Genomic DNA, 19264 nt, shown 5'->3' with positions numbered 1-19264 from the left:
TCAATTCATCTCTCCTTCACGAGTTTACTTTTGCCGCTTAAAATCAAAACAAAATCAGAATTTTGTCTAGCTTTCTGATTCCATGCCACACACATGACAATACTGCCTAACAAAATTACGGCACCAAATATAAATGGAACATTAAAGGAAACATCAAATAAAATTCCCGCTAAGGAAGGTCCGATAATATTACCTAAACTACTATAAGCATTGTTCATTCCCGCAGCAAAGCCCTGTTCACTTCCAGCCATTTTTGATAGCAACGTATTAATGGCAGGTCGAAGAATCGAGGTAAATAAAATAAATAAAATATTCATCATTAACATAAATAAAAAATTCCCGGATAATAATATGACAACCATCGTTAGTGCAGATAGCAAGAAACAAACATTAATCACCCTAATTTCATTGAAACGCTGCAGCAGTTTATCTACCACGAGCGCCTGAATGATCACACCAATTAAAGCTGCTATCGTCATGATGATAGAAATATCTTTAGGGGTATACTCATACTTTTCAGTAACATATAATCCAAAGATTGTTTCAAAGTTTGCCAGTCCAAATGTCATAGTAAAGACGAGTAGTAAGAGTACGAAGTAAGACACTTTAAAAGACCTTTTGATGTCATGAACCATTCCGTTTTGTTCCAACGATGAATTTCTAAACTCATGTTGTTGTGCTTTTGACAATGACTCTGGTAAAAATAACAGCGATACGAGCATGGCGATAGCTGCGGCGAGCGCTGAAGCATAAAACGGTACACGTATGCCGAACTCTGCAAGAAATCCTCCAATTCCTGGACCAATAACAAAACCGAGCGAAATGGAAGCACCAAGTAACCCCATCCCTTTTCCGCGATTTTCTAATGTGGTAACATCGGCTACATATGCCATCGTAGCGGGTATAAGCAAGCCAACACCAATTCCCCCGATGAAGCGTGACAGATAAAGGACCCAGAGATCAGTGCCTACACTGAACATAAATTGAGACACCATTATAATCGCCAAACCAATAACAGTAATTATCTTCCGACCATATTGATCTGAAAGCTTCCCGCCTAGTGGTGAAAATAGAAACTGAGTTAGTCCTGTTGCTGCTACGAGATATCCCATATCTTTACCGCTGGCACCGATTTCTGAAATAAATTTGGGAAGAACCGGAATTGCCAAACCAACCCCAACTAAAGCGATAAATGTGTTTACCATTAGAATTAGTAATGGCATATTTCTCATTACTTTTAACATATTAAACCTTTGCATTCACTTTCTCCTGTTCTAAAAACTAAAAACTCTGCTTATTTAATATTACCTTTCTATTTACTAACTTCATTTCGATTATTTAATCTCTTAATAGTGCAATTCTTATCCTAGTTTTTTCGGATATTTCTTGAAAAATAAAGAGATTAAAAATCTAACTATGATTTTTAATCTCTCTAACAACGATCTTTATTGTTCAATTCCGTTATAGTCAAACCAATCAAATTCTGCTTTGTTAATACTCTCTTGTCCGTTCGAACTTGCAAACATGCCAAGCATTGTTCCCACCATACCGCCAACAATTTCGGGATTTATTTTTCTAGCGTCTGCGTTCTCGTATAGTAAGGTGAGGCTCTCGTCCACTTTGCCATAATAAAAGCTATAATCTTGTCCTTCTGCAATAATACTCAGATTGATATCTCCACCATCGACCACAGTTTTTGCTAGCTCGCTTTCAGTCGTTATACCTTTGAAGTGCGGCTGGTGCGGGTATCCGGTTAACTCACTGGTACACTGGATCAGCCTCAGAATCTGCTGTCCTTTCTCCATCGATCGTTCCAACCGGAATTGATGATTAGATGCCTGCATCACGACAAGTCCTGCTGTCTCATTCTCTGAACATGCATCAAAACTCATACTGGCCGAAATCCGAAAGTTTGCATGCTGTAGTCTGCGTCCGATAAAGCTTAAACTCGGAGCACCCTCATCCGTTTTGGTTGCAGACAAGTCGATTTTACGTAATTCAGGGCTCATGGAACGTGGCAGCAATTTCAAAGTCAACTTGCTGTCTAAGAGCGTATGAAAATCTTCATAAGGTGTGCCGAAGTATACCCAATCCATTCCTAGCTTTTCGCCCTCGAAATCATCCCTCACAGATCTAGGCTTTTGCACAGTGGCAGGGAGTTCAGGTGCGGGATAACTCCATTCTACTTTTCCCGTTCCAGGGCTAATGACCGGCCAGCCATCTTCCCAAACGACTGGTGCAATAAAGGTTTCCCTTCCAAGATTTTTATGATAGCCCTCGATGAGGCGTGAGGCAAGCATAACAGCATACCATTCTCCGTTTATTAGTTCAACGAAATCAGCATGGCCAACATTACAGATAGGATACTGTTTGCCTAGGTGGCGATGGGTCAAAATCGGATTTCCAGCATATCCCTCATAATAATCAAAAATATTTTTTGTGCGTGCGATCGTGACTGAATGATAGTGTTCCGTACCACCCTCTGCAATCATCAAGTAGTAATACCCATCCTTCTTGTAAAGATGAGGAGCTTCAGGTGAAGCGCAATTCATTAAGGCTCCGCTCCATATCGTCTTTTTTTCACCGACAAGTTTCATATTGACCAGATCAATTTCACCAATCCAGATCACTTGACTTCCATGTGTACCGTCATGACTGACTTCACCTCTAGTACCGGTGATGTATGCCTTCCCATCGTCGTCAAAAAATAAGGATGCATCAATTCCCGGACAGCCTTCTATCCAATATGGATCTGACCATGGACCCTTGGGATCGGTAGCAGTCACTATAAAATTCCATTTGTCGCTGACATTTGTCGTAATCATGTAGAAGGTACCATCATGATAGCGAAGTGTTGGCGCCATGATTCCGGCTGTCATATGATTTGCCGTGGTGTGCAGCTGTGACTTTCGGTCGAGTACATGTCCAATCTGTTCCCAATTAGCCAGGTCTGTACTATGGAAAATAGGAACTCCAGGAAATAAGGAGAAACTTGATGTAATCATGTAGAAATCATCTCCCACCCTGCAAATGGAAGGATCAGGATAAAAGCCTGGTAAAATTGGGTTGTGTATCTGTTTTTTCTTCAAATAGATCACCTTTTATTTTTTAGTTTTTCACTTGGAATCTACTAAACTTTTTAATCAAGTTTGTCTGAAGTCACATTCTTTTACAAAAGTGTTATTACTGTAGTATGGAACTCATTCAAGATTATGGTCAGCGTTAGGATCACTGCTTTTTATAAAGATAGCTTTCGTGACCGTGGCACCGGTTCATTTATCCAGTTCGGGCACGAATAGCGCAAATTCGTGACCGTGGCACCGGTTCCTTTACCCAGTTTGGGCACGAATAGCGCAAATTCGTGACCGTGGCACCGGTTCCTTTACGGGTTCGGGCACGAATAGCGCTTATTGGTGATCGTGGCACCGGTTCCCTTATCCAGTTCGGGCACCTGCCAAAACTACGTACTGTATTTCATGTTTCATTACTTAAAATCAAACCAAAATCAGTGTCCTCTTTTGTGTACCGCCAAGAACTGTATCCACCACTGGAGGAAAATAAGAGCAGCTATAAGTATAGTTAACTTCTATTTCATGACTTCCTGATTCCAAGCCGCCTTCTTTTGCAACAGTAAGAGTGGCAGGTTCTAACAGGCCCCAGTGAACATCTCCGAGCTCAGCCATTTCCGCTTGTGTATAAGTAGCACCATTAATCGTCCAGGTAATCTGATCTCCCGAAAACGTTTCACCATCTACTGTAACCGTAGCAGGGCGCAACTGAGAAAGCCAGAGTCCTCTATAATATAAGGAACGGATATTAACTTGAAAGCCTGTGATTTTCCCATTACTTTCTACATTTTTAAAGCCTCTCGATTGAATACAAGGTTTTTCTAACATACGATTCTCTCCTATTCTCCCAAAATTCTTTTCATCATGACGTGGTGTTTCCGTACTTGTTCAACAGCATAACCAGGCACATCCTTCTTCGGTCCTTCATACTCACTTACCATATAGCCATCCCAGTTGTGCTCTATCAGTGTGTTAATAACCTTTTCATATGGAATCGTCATCTCTTCGAAATCATCTGACATCTTTACGAATTTGGCATGACAGCAATATAAATATGGCAGCAGTGGAATAATATCCTCTACCGGACTGTGATCACTTTCAGGCATGATAAACTCATTTGGCCCCCATTCACTAGCTGGTATAGTCTGTGTCGTAAAAACACCAAAGTCGATATTCAAACCAAAATATTTCGTGCCTGTCTCTTCAATGAACGCCACATAATCATCCACCATCTTGGATTTTAGAAGCGTAGGAGCATGAATTTCCGGACACATGCGCACATTATACTTTTCTGCCATCGGCAGTGCCATTTTAATAAACTCTCTCCAATTTTCTACAGGAGTTAAATCATTATCAATGACTCCTAATTTGGTACGAAGAACCGTGAAACCGAGTCTGTTGGCTAGTTTGAAATCGCGAACCAGCATCTCATACGATTCCACCGCCGTAAGATGTCTTCCCTGATAGAGGCGGGAATCTACCCAATGTCCATATTCAACCGGTACAATATCATACTTTTCAATCAACCTGTCCCAATTCTTGAGCCATTCTTCGCTAGGATTTGGATAGCCTTCAATATGTGAGTTTGCTAGGATTTCTAATCCCCTCGCACCCATATCATGCATTTCAGCAAACATATCTTCCAAACTCATTGTGACACCATATTCACCTGCATAACTGTAAAGAGAAACTCCTCGTTTTGGCTTTATATTTATATCCACCTTATTAGTCATTTCGACTTTCTCTCCTTTTACTATTAATTAAAAATCGCTGATTACGCTTACATCCTTAATAATAATCTAACTTTACAATTAATCATTTCCTTTAATTAACTTAATAGATATAGATTCTTGTTACTTTTACCGCCATATAGCTTAAATTATAAAAAAGAGGATAAAAATTAAAGGTTAATTTTTATCCTCTTTTATTTTGTCTACGATAGATCCATCTTCAGTAATAAAAACGCCAAGCATTTTAATTCTGCTTGGCACCCTTAAACTTTCGTATGTTCCATTTTAATGTAGTTCTCTGAATTTCGCTGGTGTCATACCTTCTTTTTTCTTAAATACCATCCCAAAATAGCTGACATCTTCATATCCACACAATCTACTGATGTTCTTGATTTTCTCGTCCCGTTCTTGAATGAGTAGGGTTTTCGCCTGGGCTAAACGAACATCAGTAATATAGTCAAAAATAGAAAATCCATTAATTTTTTTAAATAACTGACAAAGATATTCTTTTGACAAATCTACTATCTCTGCTAAGTCAGATAACACAATAGGCTCTGTATAATGTTCGTTTATGTAGTCCATAACAAGATGTATTTTCTTATTCTGATTTTGAAAAGACTTTTCATTGTGTAACGTGGTTGATTTTGCAATTACCATTAAGATTTCATAAAGTATTTTTGAAAAATCATACATTTCCGTTGGACTATTTCGTGTATATATTAAAAATAAATCCTCCATATATTGTTCTATTTTTTCAATATCGTTTTGTTTATAAATGCCTGATTGTTTAATTCCTACGTTTTCAAAAAATTCCTTTGTTCCATAGCCTGTAAAACACATGAAATGAACATCCCATTCGTTGCTCACTCCGTAATATTTATGACCAACATTAGGAAAGAGTAACATCCCACTCCCTTCCTCCACCACATACTGTTTATCTTCTATTTCTAGGACACCGTTTCCTTTGACAGCTTGAATCAATTGAAAAAAAGGCAATCCTGTTGGTCTGTTGATGTATTCCTGCCTATGATCTAAACCTAAAGAATATAAGACAAAAGGAAGTTTAATATTTTGTTCAGTATATTTTGTAAAAAAAACCTTGTTCATTACTGAAGAATCACCTTCCTTTTCTTAATATAATCATATTCATCGTAATATTCTAAGATTTCCTCTAATTTCACAATCTATTATCATATTAATATATTCTTATTATGAAAGGGTGCTTATAGTATGTCAACATTGCCACATATTAAAATAAACAATGATATTCCAACTTTATACGTTCATGACGAACCCTTTATTGCTTTAGCGGGAGAAATCCGTAATTCCAGTGCCTCTAGCCTCGAATATATGGAAAAAAATGTTTGGCCAAATATAAAAACATTAAATATGAATTCCGTCATTGTTCCTGTTTACTGGGAATTAATTGAGCCTGAAGAAAATCAATTTGACTTTACACTCGTTGAAGGACTGATCAACCAAGCGCGTGAAAATAACATGCATCTTATATTCCTCTGGTTTGGCTTATGGAAAAATTCAGAATCTAAATATGTACCACATTGGATAAAGCAAGATTCACGAACTTATTTCCGAGCTTGTAAAGCTTCCGGAGAACCTTTAAATACTATTTCACCATTATGTGAAGCAGCAGTTGAAAAGGATGCAAATGCTTTTTATCACCTAATGAAATTTATCAAATCTATTGATTCAGAAGAAAATACTGTTATTGTTATGCAGGTTGAAAATGAAATCGGAATTTTAGGTAGTGATCGTGATTATTCTAATCAAGCAAATGCAGCTTTTTCTCAAGAAATTCCTGAAGCAGTTTCAGAAGCATTCCAAGTCTTCGGAACATGGGAAGAAGCTTTTGGCTACGAAGCGTGCGAATACTTTATGGCTTATTATTTTTCATCCGCAGTAGAAAAAATCACTCAGGCTGGACAAAACGCTTATCCTCTTCCTTGCTACGCCAATGCCTGGTTGGAACAATTCCCGTGGCGTGCGGGGACCTATCCAAGCGGCGGTCCCGTAATGAAGATGCAAAAAATGTGGAATTTATTGGCTCCATCTCTATTTTGTCTTGCACCGGATATTTATGTTCCATATGTACCTGATGTGCTGGATCAATATAGTCAGAACGGCAATCCGCTATTCGTTCCGGAGGTCCGCAAAGATGCGGTATCTGCTACATATGCTTTATATGCTGTTGGCGGATGTAACGCGATTTGTTATTCACCGTTTGGCATAGAGGAACTTTTGATGAATCCTGAAAATATTGACAAACCACCACTAGAGTTAATGGTGGCATTAAATATTGACCCTTCAGCTTTTGAAATAGAAGGCAGCGCAGCGTATCTTGCCAAGAGCTATTCTATTATCGAAAATATCAAGCCGCTTTATTTTAAATATAGAAATACTAGTCATTTACAAAGTTTCGTAAAGAGAAATGAACATGACTTTGGTAAACTTCTTCATTTTGACAAATATGATATTCTCGTATCTTACTCGCCGAAAGCACCCTATAAGCCAACTTCTGGCGGTATGATTTTTGAGGTTTCAGAAAATGAATTTGTCGTTATTGGAACGATGATGAAGGTTCAATTATTTTCAAAATCAGGAAACAATACACACGTGGATTTACTACGATTTGAAGAAGGCGAATTTGTTAAGGGAGAATGGAAAGCGGGACGTGTCTTAAACGGTGACGAAAAAATGATGATACAATTGAAAGATATGCCAGCAACTTATAGAACTCAGGTATATGAGTATTAGAATGAATTAATATTAGGACAAAAAAATGCCAATTATTCTTTAGTGAATAGTTGGCATCTTTCATTTTTAATTCTTACTTGATTGTTTTACCAATGATGCTGCCCCAATAACACCCGCATCATTACCTAATTGAGCCAGTTTTAATTTTGTACTTGTTTTTACTGTTGGGAAAGCATATTTTAGAAAATATTCTTCGACTCCTTTTAACAGCATATCTCCTGCGGCCGATACTCCCCCGCCAATTACAATAGTCTCAGGGTTTAATATATTCCCAATATTGCCACAGGCAAGTCCTAAGTAATAATAAAATTTATCTACAACAATTAATGCTAATTTATCGCCACGTTTGGCTTGTTCGAACACTGTCTTTGCCGTTACTTCTTGTCCATCGTCAATTAACCACTTCAGTTCTGATTCCCCAGAAAATTTTTCTGAAAAATCCCTAGCCAATCGGACTACACCAGTAGCACTTGCGACAGTTTCAAGACAGCCCTGATTTTCACAAGTACAGAGATAGCCTTCAGAATCTACAATAATATGGCCAATTTCCCCGGCTGCTCCAACCTTACCATGAATGAGGTTGCCATCTGCAATTATCCCCCCGCCCACACCTGTTCCAAGTGTAACGAAGACCACATCTGCCCCATTTTCACCGGCACCTTTCCAGCGCTCGCCTAATGCTGCTACATTCGCATCATTATCAATATAAAAAGGAATCCCTGTCCCTGCTTCGATCAATTCTTTCACTGGCTGCAGAGTACTCCAATTTAAATTAAAGGCTCCGATAACAGTCCCTTTCTCACGATCAACTGTACCTGGAGACCCCATTCCGATTCCTATGAATGCATCAGCTGACAACCCGTATAATTCTAGACGATGGTTAATGGATTCGATAATGTTTGGGACAATATTCTTTCCGGCTTCTTGAATATCTGTCTCAATGCTCCACTTTTGTTGAACTTCACCTTCTTCTGTTAATATGGCGAATTTTACTGTAGTGCCACCTAAATCAATCCCAATTAATTTCTTCAATATTCTCCCGCCTTAGTAAAGAATACAGGTGAATTTCACCTGTATTCTCTCAATTTATTTAGCTAGTATTTTTCTTTCCATTTCCAAAAGACGTTTTGTCATTTGTAAAGCTCTTCCCGATAAATGATCCTCATATTCTGCCATTATATATCCGTCGAAACCAGAATTTTGGATAATCGGTAAAATATCCTGATAAGGAATACTCGCTTCCTCAAGATTCTCATCTATATAATGGAATTTCCCATGGAAGTGAATATTATATGGCATGATTTTCTTTAAACCTTCCAAATCAGGCTCGTTATAGAATGTCACGAACCCATACATACCCTGTAATGCCCCCATTACAGGACCATTAGCACCAGCTTCAATCAGCCTTTGTCGTGCTTCCTCTCTTGGCACACCTTCATAGCGTAATTGAGCAGCCATTTCCAGTAATTCAAGAGGAGCTCCATTTGCTAGAGCCTCGTCCCAATGAGGTTTATTTGGCCGAGTTGCAAAAGTTCCAAAATCTGTTACAAATCCTAAATAGTTGGAGCCTGTTTTATCAATTACTTCCACATATTCTTGGATTTTTGGTGAAGTTGGCGTTTCAGGATTATGGATTTCGATTCCAACCTTAATACCATAGCTTTCCGCATAAGGTGCGAGTTTAGCAAATGCTGCCGGCGATAATAGGTATTGAGCACGCATGATTTTACAGCCCAATTTATTGGCCGTTTTCAAATCAATAATGGCCGATTGTAGTAATTCATCATCCGTCAAATCTCTATCAGATCTTAACCCACGGTCTGCATTTGCCCCATAAGAGACGAATTCAATACCATAGTGATTCGTCATTGCTTTAAATTCATTTAACACTTTGTCACTTACATATGGATAAGAAGGCAGCATTTGCGTGCCTACCAATTCAAACCCTTCTGCTCCATATTCAGCTGCCGTACGAATACAGTCCTCTAATGAAAATTTTCCTTTTACATACTCATCTGTGAAGCTGTATAAAGAAACCCCTAACTTAATGTTACTCATTTGGCCATTACCTCCTCTCTTATTGTTAGGGTTTTACTGCCACATGAATCTAGTACGGCATATTCACGTTCAATCTTTCTTCCTGGAACCGCCATATAAGGGATACGTAACATTAATTTCACTTCAATTTGATGTTCCCCTTCTGTCAATCCTCCTGGTTGATAAACATTAATTGTAGCTGGCGCTATTAAATTCCAAAACTCTGAAACAAGACTTGGCAGCTGTTTTACAGTAAACTCTTTGCCATTAAGAGTAAAAGTTAGATGATCTGGATTTACTTCCTGGCCATCCACCGTTACAGCAAACTCCTCAATACAAGATAAATAGTGTCCGCGATAGTTGCTTAGTCGGATTTGGAACTCATATCCCAGCTTTTTACCATTCACGTATGTGTTTTTTAAACTATCATCACAAACAACATCGACGAATGGCAGCTTCATACTAAATGCCATGTTTGCACCTCCTATTTGCTTAAAACTGTCTCTTCTTCAAACACAATTTCTTTACCTGTTTCTGCAGATTTATAAACAGCATCTAAAATTTTCGTTACCACAAATGCTTGTTCTGGTTTTACAAGTGGTTCTCTATCATACAAAACGGCCTCTAGCCATTGTTTTGCTTCTAGTACTTCTGGTTTATTGGATCCGCCTTCAAAGAACGCAATCGCTCCGCCTGCGGAGTTTTTCTCTTCAGTTAACATCCCGTTGCGTGCAGTATTATAAACTAACTCATTTGTACGGAAGCTCATGCCGGAATTGATTTGTGCTCCAGCCTTAGTTCCGCAAAGAGTAGTCGCTGCTTCTCTAGATTCTAAAACGTTTAGAGCCCAAGATGACTCAAGGAAAATCGTCGCTCCATTTTCCATTTTAATGTAACCAAACGCAGAGTCTTCTACTTCATATGTTTCTGGATCCCATGGTCCGAACATATTACCTTCAACTGCTTCTGACAGATTACCTAATTTATTGAAAACAGAACCTGTTACAGAAACTGGTTTGTAGTTATCCATCATCCATAAAGTAATGTCAAGTGCATGAGTACCAATATCGATTAATGGACCGCCGCCTTGTTGAGACTTATCTGGGAACACTCCCCAAGTTGGTACAGCACGGCGGCGAAGCGCATGTGCTTTTGCAAAATAAATATCCCCAAGCTCGTCTTTTTCACAAGCTTTATGAAGTGATTGAACTTCTGGACGGAAGCGATTTTGATAACCAATCGTGAATTTCTTGCCTGACTTTTTCCAAGCATCGATCATTTTTTGAGCAGCTTCTGTAGTATGAGCCATTGGTTTTTCACACATAACATGCTTTCCTGCTTCAAAGGCTGCAACTGTAATTGGGCTATGGCTAACGTTTGGAGTTAAAACGTGTACAAGATCAATCGATTCATCCTTTAATAGCTCACGATAGTCTTCGTAAACTTTAGCATCTGGTGTTCCAAATTCTTTCGCTGCTTTTTCTGCACGTTCAATGACGATATCACAAAAAGCAACGATTTCACTAATTTCTTTAAACTGTGCTAATGCCGGAAAATGCTTTTGATTTGCAATACCACCGCAGCCAATAATACCAATTTTTAATTTACCCATAATGTATCTTCTCCTTTTTCCTCATTATTTATGATTTATAGTTTGATAATCTATTTAAGCGAAGTATTGACTCAAATAGTTTTTGCTAATTTTAATAGAGTCTTTTTTAGATTTAAGTGAATCTTCGAATGCCTTGTCCTCTACTTCAATGACGGCAAATCCTCGGTAACCGATATCTGTTAAGGCAGATACATATTGTCCCCAATTCACATCCCCCAGACCTGGTAGTTTAGGTGAGATGTATTCAAGAGGCGTTGCCATGATTCCCACATCATTTAAACGATCCTTGTACACTTTAATATCTTTGAAGTGGATGTGGAAAATCCGATCCTGGAACTCATAAATCGGCTTGATATAATCCATTTGCTGCCAAACAAAATGAGAAGGATCAAAATTTAATCCGAGATTTTTATTTGGAATAGCTTCAAACACACGGCGGAAGATGGCTGGTGTTGTCATGAGGTTTTGTCCACCTGGCCACTCATCATTAGTAAATAACATCGGACAATTTTCAATCGCAATTTTTACCCCAAGTTCTTCTGCGTATTCTACGATAGGCTTCCAAACTGCTGTCATAATTTCTAGATTTTCTTCTACTGTTTTCTTTTGGGCTCTCCCAATAAAAGTTGTTACCATGTTTATATCAAGCTTGTTGGCTGCCTCGATACATTTTTTGATGTGAGTTACGTAGTAATCACTTTTTTCCTGATCTGTATCTAAAGCATTTGGATAATAAGCAATAGCGGAAATTCTTACTCCTTTTGCTTCGGTATAATTTTTAATGTAATCCACATCTAAGTGATCTACATCAATATGGGTAACACCAGCATATTTCCGAGCTGCTTTCCCTTTGGGCCACGCACAGATCTCCACGCATGAAAATCCGTTATCAGCTGCATAGTCAATGACTTCTTCAAAGCTGCATTCATTCAAAATCGCGCTATTAAATCCAAGCTTCATTGCTGTCTGTTCCTCCTCCTGTGTTTTTACTAAACTTATATATTGATTCCGCTTACATATATATCATAACTGCTTTTTACGCCTGTTCCCTTTCATTAATTATCCTTATCAGGTATAAATTTTCGTCTTTTTTCTAGTTTTCATTTTTTAAATATAAAAATAGGTTAAGAATTATATGTTTTTTTTTAATCTAAGGAGATTGTGATTAAGATAATATAAAAAAGGTGCGATACATTGTGTATCACACCTCAAAAGTTACTTATATCGATAGAGTTATTTTTCCAAACATTCCGGTTGGGTCGATTGCGTCGTGCCACACAATAAATGGAGGTTCTGGGTGATTGAAACGATCCCGGTCTAAGGTAGTTGCCACTTCCACACGAATGGTATTGGTACCTTCCCTTAAATAGTTTGTAACATCGAACACATATGGTGCACACACTTTCATCCCTGCATATTCATCGTTGATCCATAGTTCAACTGCTTCATAAATGTACTCGAATGATAATATTCCTTCTTTTGGACCTTCTTCTAAATTAAATGTCTTTTCATACTTAATGATACCAGTGAAGCTAGGATTTTCTTTGGAAATGGGCATTAATTTTTTCATTGAATTCGCTTCACCGAAATTTGGATATTCGATATTTTTAACCAGTGAATAGTTCCAATCTATTGATAGATCCAATGTATCTTCACAATCCGAAATCTTCATAGAAACCGGACGATACTCTCTGAACTCGCTGCCTTGATCATCATCACTAACAAACACCACATAAGATTCATAAGGCTTAAGCTCTAAATAAATTATCGCCTTTCCGTTTTCCTTTCTTAGTGGTAGTTTTTCGAATGTATTTTCTAGCCCGTTATAGACAATAGCAAATTCTCCAGAGGATAATTCAATTTCACCACTAAAGGTCTCATGTGCGGATTCATTCTGAAACATGTAAATATTATTTTCCTTAGTATAATGGTAATAAGTTAAGTCTTTAAAAGGCTTCCTTAATTGAATATCAAAAATTCCATCTGACTTAAGGACAGAAGCTAACTCACTTAAAGAAACCACTTTACATTTTTCAATAGCCCCCAAAAGTTCTGATGCTTCCAGTCGATCTACTATATTCGAAATCCCTTCAGGTCTTCCGTCTACAAAAATAATCTCCAAGCCTTCTGCATTTTTAATAAAAGCAGCCAATTCTTTCGTTATATATTGACTGTACGGTATCACTAAACATTTAAATTCTTCACCATTGATGTGTAAAACCTTATTCTCCACATTTCCATTATAAGAACCTAGATTATTTAGGATATCAATCGGAACAAAATCAAAATCGATTTGATTTTCAATCAGTACTCTGGCTGGTTTTTGCATTTTCATATATTCCCCAGTCCATTCACTTTCACCGTGATATAAAATGGCTGCTGGAGCAACATGAGTACCACCATTAAAAATATGACAAAGGCGATTGGCATAGTGCATAAGATGGGCAAAATGCTTGAACTGCGGATTATGCCCTCTTGCATAAAAATGCGGTGGACAGTCAAAGTCAGGGTACTCACGCATAGAAAAGGCATGTGGCACGAGATAATTGATACCACGGACAAGTAAGTGGTCCAAAATATACTTCATATCCCTGACACCAAGCTTCCAGCCATAAGCTCCAAAAAGTTCACACATGGTTCTACCCTTTTTCTTAGGGTCTAGATGACCGTAGGAAGAACCGAGCTTGCCTAATGTATAATGATAGAATTCTCCGTCTCCTTTGAAGACTCCCCTTCTCTCTAAACCAGCACCACCAAAAATTACTTGACCGCCTATCACATCAATTCCCGACATATGCTGGCCTGACAAAGCTCTAAAGAAATGCCCCGCACCGCTTCCTAATCGGCTGTGCTGATCATTATCTTCAATAACGTGGCCAATGTATTCAACATTACGGTCTTCGCACCATTGTCCTAATTGTTTACTAAAGTTCTTTTCATATAAACGAGTAACGATATCCATATACGTATATCGAGTATGAACACATTGATTCATTTCTTCAGAACTATTCCATAAATATGGGAGATACAACCGCCAGTCCTCCCCAAGAGCGTCAGTAAGCATAGTTTTTGCCTCTTCACTCCAAGGTAATGGCATATCTTTTCTACCAATCGATTCATTGAAATCAAATCCATTTACATTTCCAAAAGCTGGCTCATCAGAAAAGAATCCGGCAAACGTCTTACCAAATTCCTCCTTATAACGATCAAAATGTGGTTCATACACTGCTTCAAGCTGTGTGCTGACAGACTCTTCATCGATCATATTGATATATTTCGGATTCCCGCCATCTGTCTTGGTTTCATAGACGACATAAAGTCTCCATGGTCCCTCTGGCAATGAGCATGTTAAAAATTCGCCCACAACTCTGTCCGTTAAATCTATTAATTCTTCAGAAATAATACCGTCTGTTACTAACTTTGCTGCTACGGCACTAATTAATTTATTGTTTTTTTGTTCTTCTTTGTCTATCGGTTTACCAATATCCAACCAGGAAGTCTTTGGTTTTAGCATAGGGGTAATATGTACCGTTACCTCATTTTGGGCTCCTAAGATATCGAGAGTATTGTAGTTAATATAGGTTTTCTTCCGGTCCGGATATTTTTTCTCAATTAAACCATTGGCATATCCGGTTGGAAAATGAGCATCATCTAACACCCAAACACGCATACCTCGCTCTTTGGCCTCTTCCATAACGATATCGAGGTCATGCCACCATCCTGGACCTGCGAAATCGGGATGCGGCCTTGCTTCTACACAGATGCCTCGTATTCCGCATTCATAGATTTTTGAAATTTCTTCTCTGATTATTTGTTCATCTTCCCCTTTCATCCAAAGAAAAGGAAGAATGTAATTTTCATTTTTATGATTGATTAAATCCTTTATGGTTCTTTCCATGATGAATCCTCCTATTAAAATAGCTTATAAGCTACACATATTTGTATAACTTATAAGCTCTATGCAAATTTATATTGTTAATCCATTTTGTCTTTTTAGAAGTTCTTCTGTATTCTTCATAGCTCTTGCCTTTGTAATATGATAGAAGAACAATGGAATCGTTCCGATAATCAATAATAGACCAGGTCCTAAATTTACTAACATGTTAATTCCGTTCACTACTTCCGGAGTTTGTTGTGTATTCGCAACATACCCGATTGCTCCTAGTATAGCGGCGCTTAAAGCTCCTACTGCAGCGCTCGCAATCTTGGTTACTAGACTTGTAAAGGAATAGATTGCACCGTCTGCACGTACGCCCGTCTTTAATTGACTCTCATCGATCGCGTCACCAACCATACTGAACACCATAAGGCCGCTGAATCCAAGAGGAATACATGAAATCGCTGACAAAATATAGATCATCGTAAAGTTTGTCACAGGTGTTAAATACAATCCACACCAGCCAAGTCCCATAACAATGGAGCCGGCAATCAAAAGGGTCTTCTTTTCAAAGAATTTTGCAATAAAAGAAACGCCAAAAGCTCCAATTGCTCCACAAACCGATAAAATTGTAAATAATACCGCAATTAAATCTGGTCGATTTAATACATAAATAGCGTAATATACAATAGTTCCTATTCTGCCAAATACACCAAGTAAAACAATGAAAAGACTAGATAAAATTAACAATACTGGTTTATTGGACCAAACAGATTTTAATGATTCTTTAATAGTTGGTCTTTCTTCTTTTGCTGGAGTAACAACTTCCTTACAGTTTTTAAACGTTAAGATAAGAAGTGGAGCTGATACTAGTGATAAAACAATTGCTGCATAGAAAAACCCGTTTTGTTGATTTCCCTTACCTAAAAAAGTAATTAAAGGCATTACAGCAGCACCTGTTAGAATACCTGCTAATTGTCCAAAAACTCCTCTATAAACGTTTAAATTCGTTCTTTCGTTTGTATCTCTTGTCATTACGGTTGCCAGTGCACCATATGGAACGTTAACCACTGAGTGAACTGTACCTAATAATAAATAAGTAATCGTAGCGTAAATCACCTTGCCGGTAGTTGAAAGATCTGGAGTGTAAAAAGTTAAGATATTAAGGGCACATAGAGCTAATGCCCCGTAAAGAATATATGGTCTAAAACGTCCGTGTTTGCTTTTCGTACGTTCCATTACTAGTCCAAGTATCGGATCTACGAAACAATCCCAAACCCTGGCAACTAGTAAAATGACAGCAGCCACACCACCTGCGATTCCGAAAACATCCGTATAAAAGAATAATAAATAGGATGATGCTAAACTCCAAACAACGCTAGCAGAAAACTCTCCAAAACCATAACTTAACTTGGTCATAAAACTTAGCTTTTCGGTACTCTGAGGTGCAACGATATCATTAGTTTGCTGAACAACAACATTTGCCATATTTCTCCTCCTATTTTTAAGTACTGACCCCAACATGTGTATTTCTTCCTTACAGTAGCTACTGTTACCATTATATTATCTGACCCTTTATGCAAACGCCTTCATATTATTAAACATATAACTCTCATATTTTAACCTTTTTTAAAATTAAAGGGCTTTCATTTTTACTAGGATAAAAATTATACTGTTATTTTTAATCTAAAAAATCCAATATTAGGAAAATACTATCTGAAACTGTTCACGCTCATCTCTTTTTCTAGTTATTTTATCACATATTTGATTAGGTTAAATGAATAAATAGTCAATCCAATGCATGATGATAACAAAAAAAAGAACGCAACCACTAAAATAAATTAAAGGGTTGCGTCAAAAATAAAACTATTAATTAAATAAATTAATAATTAACTACTATAAATTCTCCTTCAAGCTCATCCTTTGAATTAGGACCGACAAAAACTTTAAATAAACCTGGTTCAATCATGTACTCCATTGCCTCATTGTAGAAACCAAGATTCTTGATCTCAAGCTCAAAACTAACGGTTTTGGTCTCCCCTGGCTGAAGTGCTACCTTTTTAAATCCTTTTAACTCCTTAACGGGTCTTACTCGGCTTGCAACAACATCAGAAATATACAGCTGGACAATTTCTTCTCCAGTGCGGCCTCCTGAATTGATTACATCTACATTCACTGTCACTTTCCCTTCTTTAGTCACTTCAGAAGAAGAAAGAAGAAGATTTTCATATTCAAATGTTGTGTAGCTTAAACCAAAACCAAAAGGATACAATGGCTCAGATGGTCCATCTATATATTTGGATGTGAATTTTATTTTACCTGCTGGTCTTCCTGTTTTCGGATGATTATAATAGATTGGCACTTGGCCAACGGAATATGGAAAAGTAGCGACTAGTTTACCGCTTGGATTGTAGTCTCCAAACAAAACATCCGCTATCGCATTACCGCTCTGAATGCCCAATTGCCATGCTTCTACAATCGCAGATACGTTCTCAGCCGCCCAAGGAATCGTTAATGGTCTTCCGTTAATGAGGACAACAACAACTGGTTTACCTGTTTGATGCAATGCCTTTAATAAATCTTCCTGTCTACCAGGTAAGTTTAGATCCATACGGCTTGAAGCTTCTCCGCTCATGTCGGCATTTTCACCAACGACCGCAATAATCACATCAGATTCATTTGCTAATTGAACGGCCGCATCAAAGTCCATATTTTTATTTCCAATGACTTCGCAGCCCTTTGAATAGACGATTTCTGTATCCTTATCCACCGCAGATTGGATTCCTGATAGAACAGTGACTACCGACGTTGGATCACCCGTTACCGCCCATGTACCCAACATTTCCTTCTGATTATCAGCCAATGGACCAACAACAGCAATTTTCTTTAGATTCTTCTTTAAAGGCAGGATATTGTCGTCGTTCTTCAACAATACAATGGAGCGTTGCGCCATCTCTCTAGCCACTTTAACATGTTCAGGAGCAAGCAAGGTTTTTTCTTCCAATTCTTTATTCGTTCTGTATGGGTTATCAAATAGTCCCATATGAAATTTCACTCGTAAGACACGGCGAACTGCTTCGTCCAATACATCTACAGGAATATCACCATTTTTGATTTGTTCTGGTAAATCCTGTTGGTAAGTACCGTGACTCATATCCATTTCTAACCCTGCTAGTAATGCCTTCTTACTTGCTTCCTTGCGATCAACGGATTCTCCATGAACGACCACTTCTGCGATCGAATTAGCATCACTAATAACAAATCCTTTGAATCCTAACTGTTCTCTTAATACTTCTGTTAAAAGGTAGTTATTGACCGAACACGGGATACCATTTAAATCATTAAAGGCACTCATGAATGTTGCAACACCGGCTCTCGCTGCTGCTTCAAAAGGAGGAAGGTAAACCTCATGAAGAGTTTGAAGCGACATGTCCACTGTATTATAATCCCGGCCGCCCACAGCCCCTCCATAAGCAGCAAAGTGCTTTGCACAGGCAAGAATTCTTTGAGACTCAGATAAGTCTCCTCCTTGAAACCCTTTTACTCGCGCAGCTCCAATCATACTCCCCAAATATGTATCTTCTCCTGCACCTTCTGCAATTCGTCCCCAACGCGGGTCTCTGGTGATATCTACCATCGGTGCATAGGTCCAATGAATCCCAGCTGCCGAAGCCTCTTTAGCAGCAATTTCTGCCGTTTTCTCGATTATTTCCAAATCCCAACTACACGCTTCTGCAAGCGGAATTGGAAAAATAGTTTTATAGCCATGGATAACATCCAAGCCAAATAGCATTGGAATTCCTAGTCTTGACTCCTCTATGGCTATTTTTTGTAATTCATTAGAGATTTCTGCTCCTGTAACTCCACCCATGGAACCGAGAATACCTTCTCTGATTTCATCCTTATGATAATTCTTCTCCATTGCCTGAAATTCCTGATAGGAAATCTCACCTTCAACCAACTTTGTAATAATTTCTTCAAATGCACCATAAAGAGATGGAACAATTTGTGTAAGTTGACCAACCTTTTCTTCTAAAGTCATTTTGCCAATTAATTCATTTATTTTACTTTCGCAATCTTCCACTATCATTTTATCCTGCATAGCCGTTTCTAGCATAACGATAATCATTCCTCTCAACTTTGATAATTAAAAATACATAAAATATCC

General features: G+C 38.1%; 14 protein-coding genes. 1 reads left to right on the top strand and 13 read right to left on the bottom strand.

Going from position 1 to position 19264, the window contains the following annotated elements:
• Positions 1–5: 5 nt before the first annotated feature.
• The 5 genes from QNH29_RS11205 to QNH29_RS11185 all read right to left on the bottom strand — a co-directional run bounded on the left by QNH29_RS11205 (position 6) and on the right by QNH29_RS11185 (position 5905).
• A complete protein-coding gene (locus QNH29_RS11205; RefSeq protein ID WP_283864848.1) occupies positions 6–1259 on the bottom strand; it encodes an MFS transporter in 1254 nt (417 codons plus the stop codon).
• Positions 1260–1445: 186 nt separating this feature from the next.
• Complete coding sequence (locus QNH29_RS11200) at positions 1446–3098, bottom strand: glycoside hydrolase family 43 protein (protein ID WP_283864847.1); 1653 nt, start codon at positions 3096–3098, stop codon at positions 1446–1448.
• A gap of 396 nt (positions 3099–3494) precedes the next feature.
• Positions 3495–3896: a C-glycoside deglycosidase beta subunit domain-containing protein gene (locus tag QNH29_RS11195; protein WP_283864846.1), complete on the bottom strand. Its 402-nt coding sequence runs from the start codon at positions 3894–3896 to the stop codon at positions 3495–3497.
• Positions 3897–3907: 11 nt separating this feature from the next.
• Positions 3908–4801, bottom strand: coding sequence for a sugar phosphate isomerase/epimerase family protein (locus QNH29_RS11190; RefSeq protein ID WP_283864845.1), 894 nt, complete (start codon positions 4799–4801; stop codon positions 3908–3910).
• Between the two features lie 282 nt (positions 4802–5083).
• Positions 5084–5905 (bottom strand): AraC family transcriptional regulator, encoded by an 822-nt coding sequence (locus QNH29_RS11185; protein WP_283864844.1) that lies wholly within the window; start codon positions 5903–5905, stop codon positions 5084–5086.
• A 123-nt stretch (positions 5906–6028) separates the two neighbouring features.
• On the opposite strand from QNH29_RS11185, the gene QNH29_RS11180 reads away from it, so the two are divergent.
• Positions 6029–7570, top strand: a complete 1542-nt coding sequence (locus tag QNH29_RS11180; RefSeq protein ID WP_283864843.1) for a DUF5597 domain-containing protein — start codon at positions 6029–6031, stop codon at positions 7568–7570.
• Positions 7571–7636: 66 nt separating this feature from the next.
• On the opposite strand, the gene QNH29_RS11175 is transcribed toward QNH29_RS11180, so the two are convergent.
• From QNH29_RS11175 to bglX, 8 genes are all read right to left on the bottom strand, one after another.
• Positions 7637–8605, bottom strand: a complete 969-nt coding sequence (locus QNH29_RS11175) for an ROK family glucokinase (protein ID WP_283865601.1) — start codon at positions 8603–8605, stop codon at positions 7637–7639.
• Positions 8606–8656: 51 nt separating this feature from the next.
• On the bottom strand, positions 8657–9628 hold the full coding sequence (locus QNH29_RS11170) for a sugar phosphate isomerase/epimerase family protein (RefSeq protein ID WP_283864842.1): 972 nt from the start codon (positions 9626–9628) through the stop codon (positions 8657–8659).
• Positions 9625–10080, bottom strand: coding sequence for a C-glycoside deglycosidase beta subunit domain-containing protein (locus QNH29_RS11165; RefSeq protein ID WP_283864841.1), 456 nt, complete (start codon positions 10078–10080; stop codon positions 9625–9627). The genes QNH29_RS11170 and QNH29_RS11165 overlap by 4 nt, the downstream gene beginning before the upstream one ends.
• An 11-nt stretch (positions 10081–10091) precedes the next feature.
• Positions 10092–11219, bottom strand: a complete 1128-nt coding sequence (locus tag QNH29_RS11160) for a Gfo/Idh/MocA family protein (protein WP_283864840.1) — start codon at positions 11217–11219, stop codon at positions 10092–10094.
• 54 nt (positions 11220–11273) lie between these two features.
• Positions 11274–12179 carry a sugar phosphate isomerase/epimerase family protein gene (locus tag QNH29_RS11155; RefSeq protein ID WP_283864839.1) on the bottom strand — a complete coding sequence of 302 codons (906 nt, stop codon included), beginning with the start codon at positions 12177–12179 and terminating at the stop codon, positions 11274–11276.
• A gap of 259 nt (positions 12180–12438) precedes the next feature.
• Positions 12439–15117 carry a sugar-binding domain-containing protein gene (locus QNH29_RS11150; RefSeq protein ID WP_283864838.1) on the bottom strand — a complete coding sequence of 893 codons (2679 nt, stop codon included), beginning with the start codon at positions 15115–15117 and terminating at the stop codon, positions 12439–12441.
• A gap of 69 nt (positions 15118–15186) precedes the next feature.
• Positions 15187–16584, bottom strand: a complete 1398-nt coding sequence (locus QNH29_RS11145; protein ID WP_283864837.1) for an MFS transporter — start codon at positions 16582–16584, stop codon at positions 15187–15189.
• Between the two features lie 394 nt (positions 16585–16978).
• Positions 16979–19225, bottom strand: a complete 2247-nt coding sequence (gene bglX, locus QNH29_RS11140) for a beta-glucosidase BglX (protein WP_283864836.1) — start codon at positions 19223–19225, stop codon at positions 16979–16981.
• Positions 19226–19264 lie beyond the last annotated feature (39 nt).

Origin of the sequence: Neobacillus sp. DY30 (genome assembly GCF_030123065.1) — a bacterium.
Lineage (GTDB): Bacteria > Bacillota > Bacilli > Bacillales > Cytobacillaceae > Neobacillus.
This window is presented reverse-complemented; position numbering and strand designations above follow the sequence as displayed.

What these genes read in the sequence shown, in the direction of transcription:
- QNH29_RS11205 (WP_283864848.1), bottom strand. Translation starts at nt 1,259, where the DNA reads ATGCAAAGGTTTAATATGTTAAAAGTAATGAGAAATATGCCATTACTA.
- QNH29_RS11195 (WP_283864846.1), bottom strand. Translation starts at nt 3,896, where the DNA reads ATGTTAGAAAAACCTTGTATTCAATCGAGAGGCTTTAAAAATGTAGAA.
- QNH29_RS11190 (WP_283864845.1), bottom strand. Translation starts at nt 4,801, where the DNA reads ATGACTAATAAGGTGGATATAAATATAAAGCCAAAACGAGGAGTTTCT.
- QNH29_RS11185 (WP_283864844.1), bottom strand. Translation starts at nt 5,905, where the DNA reads ATGAACAAGGTTTTTTTTACAAAATATACTGAACAAAATATTAAACTT.
- QNH29_RS11180 (WP_283864843.1), top strand. Translation starts at nt 6,029, where the DNA reads ATGTCAACATTGCCACATATTAAAATAAACAATGATATTCCAACTTTA.
- QNH29_RS11170 (WP_283864842.1), bottom strand. Translation starts at nt 9,628, where the DNA reads ATGAGTAACATTAAGTTAGGGGTTTCTTTATACAGCTTCACAGATGAG.
- QNH29_RS11165 (WP_283864841.1), bottom strand. Translation starts at nt 10,080, where the DNA reads ATGGCATTTAGTATGAAGCTGCCATTCGTCGATGTTGTTTGTGATGAT.
- QNH29_RS11160 (WP_283864840.1), bottom strand. Translation starts at nt 11,219, where the DNA reads ATGGGTAAATTAAAAATTGGTATTATTGGCTGCGGTGGTATTGCAAAT.
- QNH29_RS11155 (WP_283864839.1), bottom strand. Translation starts at nt 12,179, where the DNA reads ATGAAGCTTGGATTTAATAGCGCGATTTTGAATGAATGCAGCTTTGAA.
- QNH29_RS11150 (WP_283864838.1), bottom strand. Translation starts at nt 15,117, where the DNA reads ATGGAAAGAACCATAAAGGATTTAATCAATCATAAAAATGAAAATTAC.
- QNH29_RS11145 (WP_283864837.1), bottom strand. Translation starts at nt 16,584, where the DNA reads ATGGCAAATGTTGTTGTTCAGCAAACTAATGATATCGTTGCACCTCAG.
- bglX (WP_283864836.1), bottom strand. Translation starts at nt 19,225, where the DNA reads ATGATTATCGTTATGCTAGAAACGGCTATGCAGGATAAAATGATAGTG.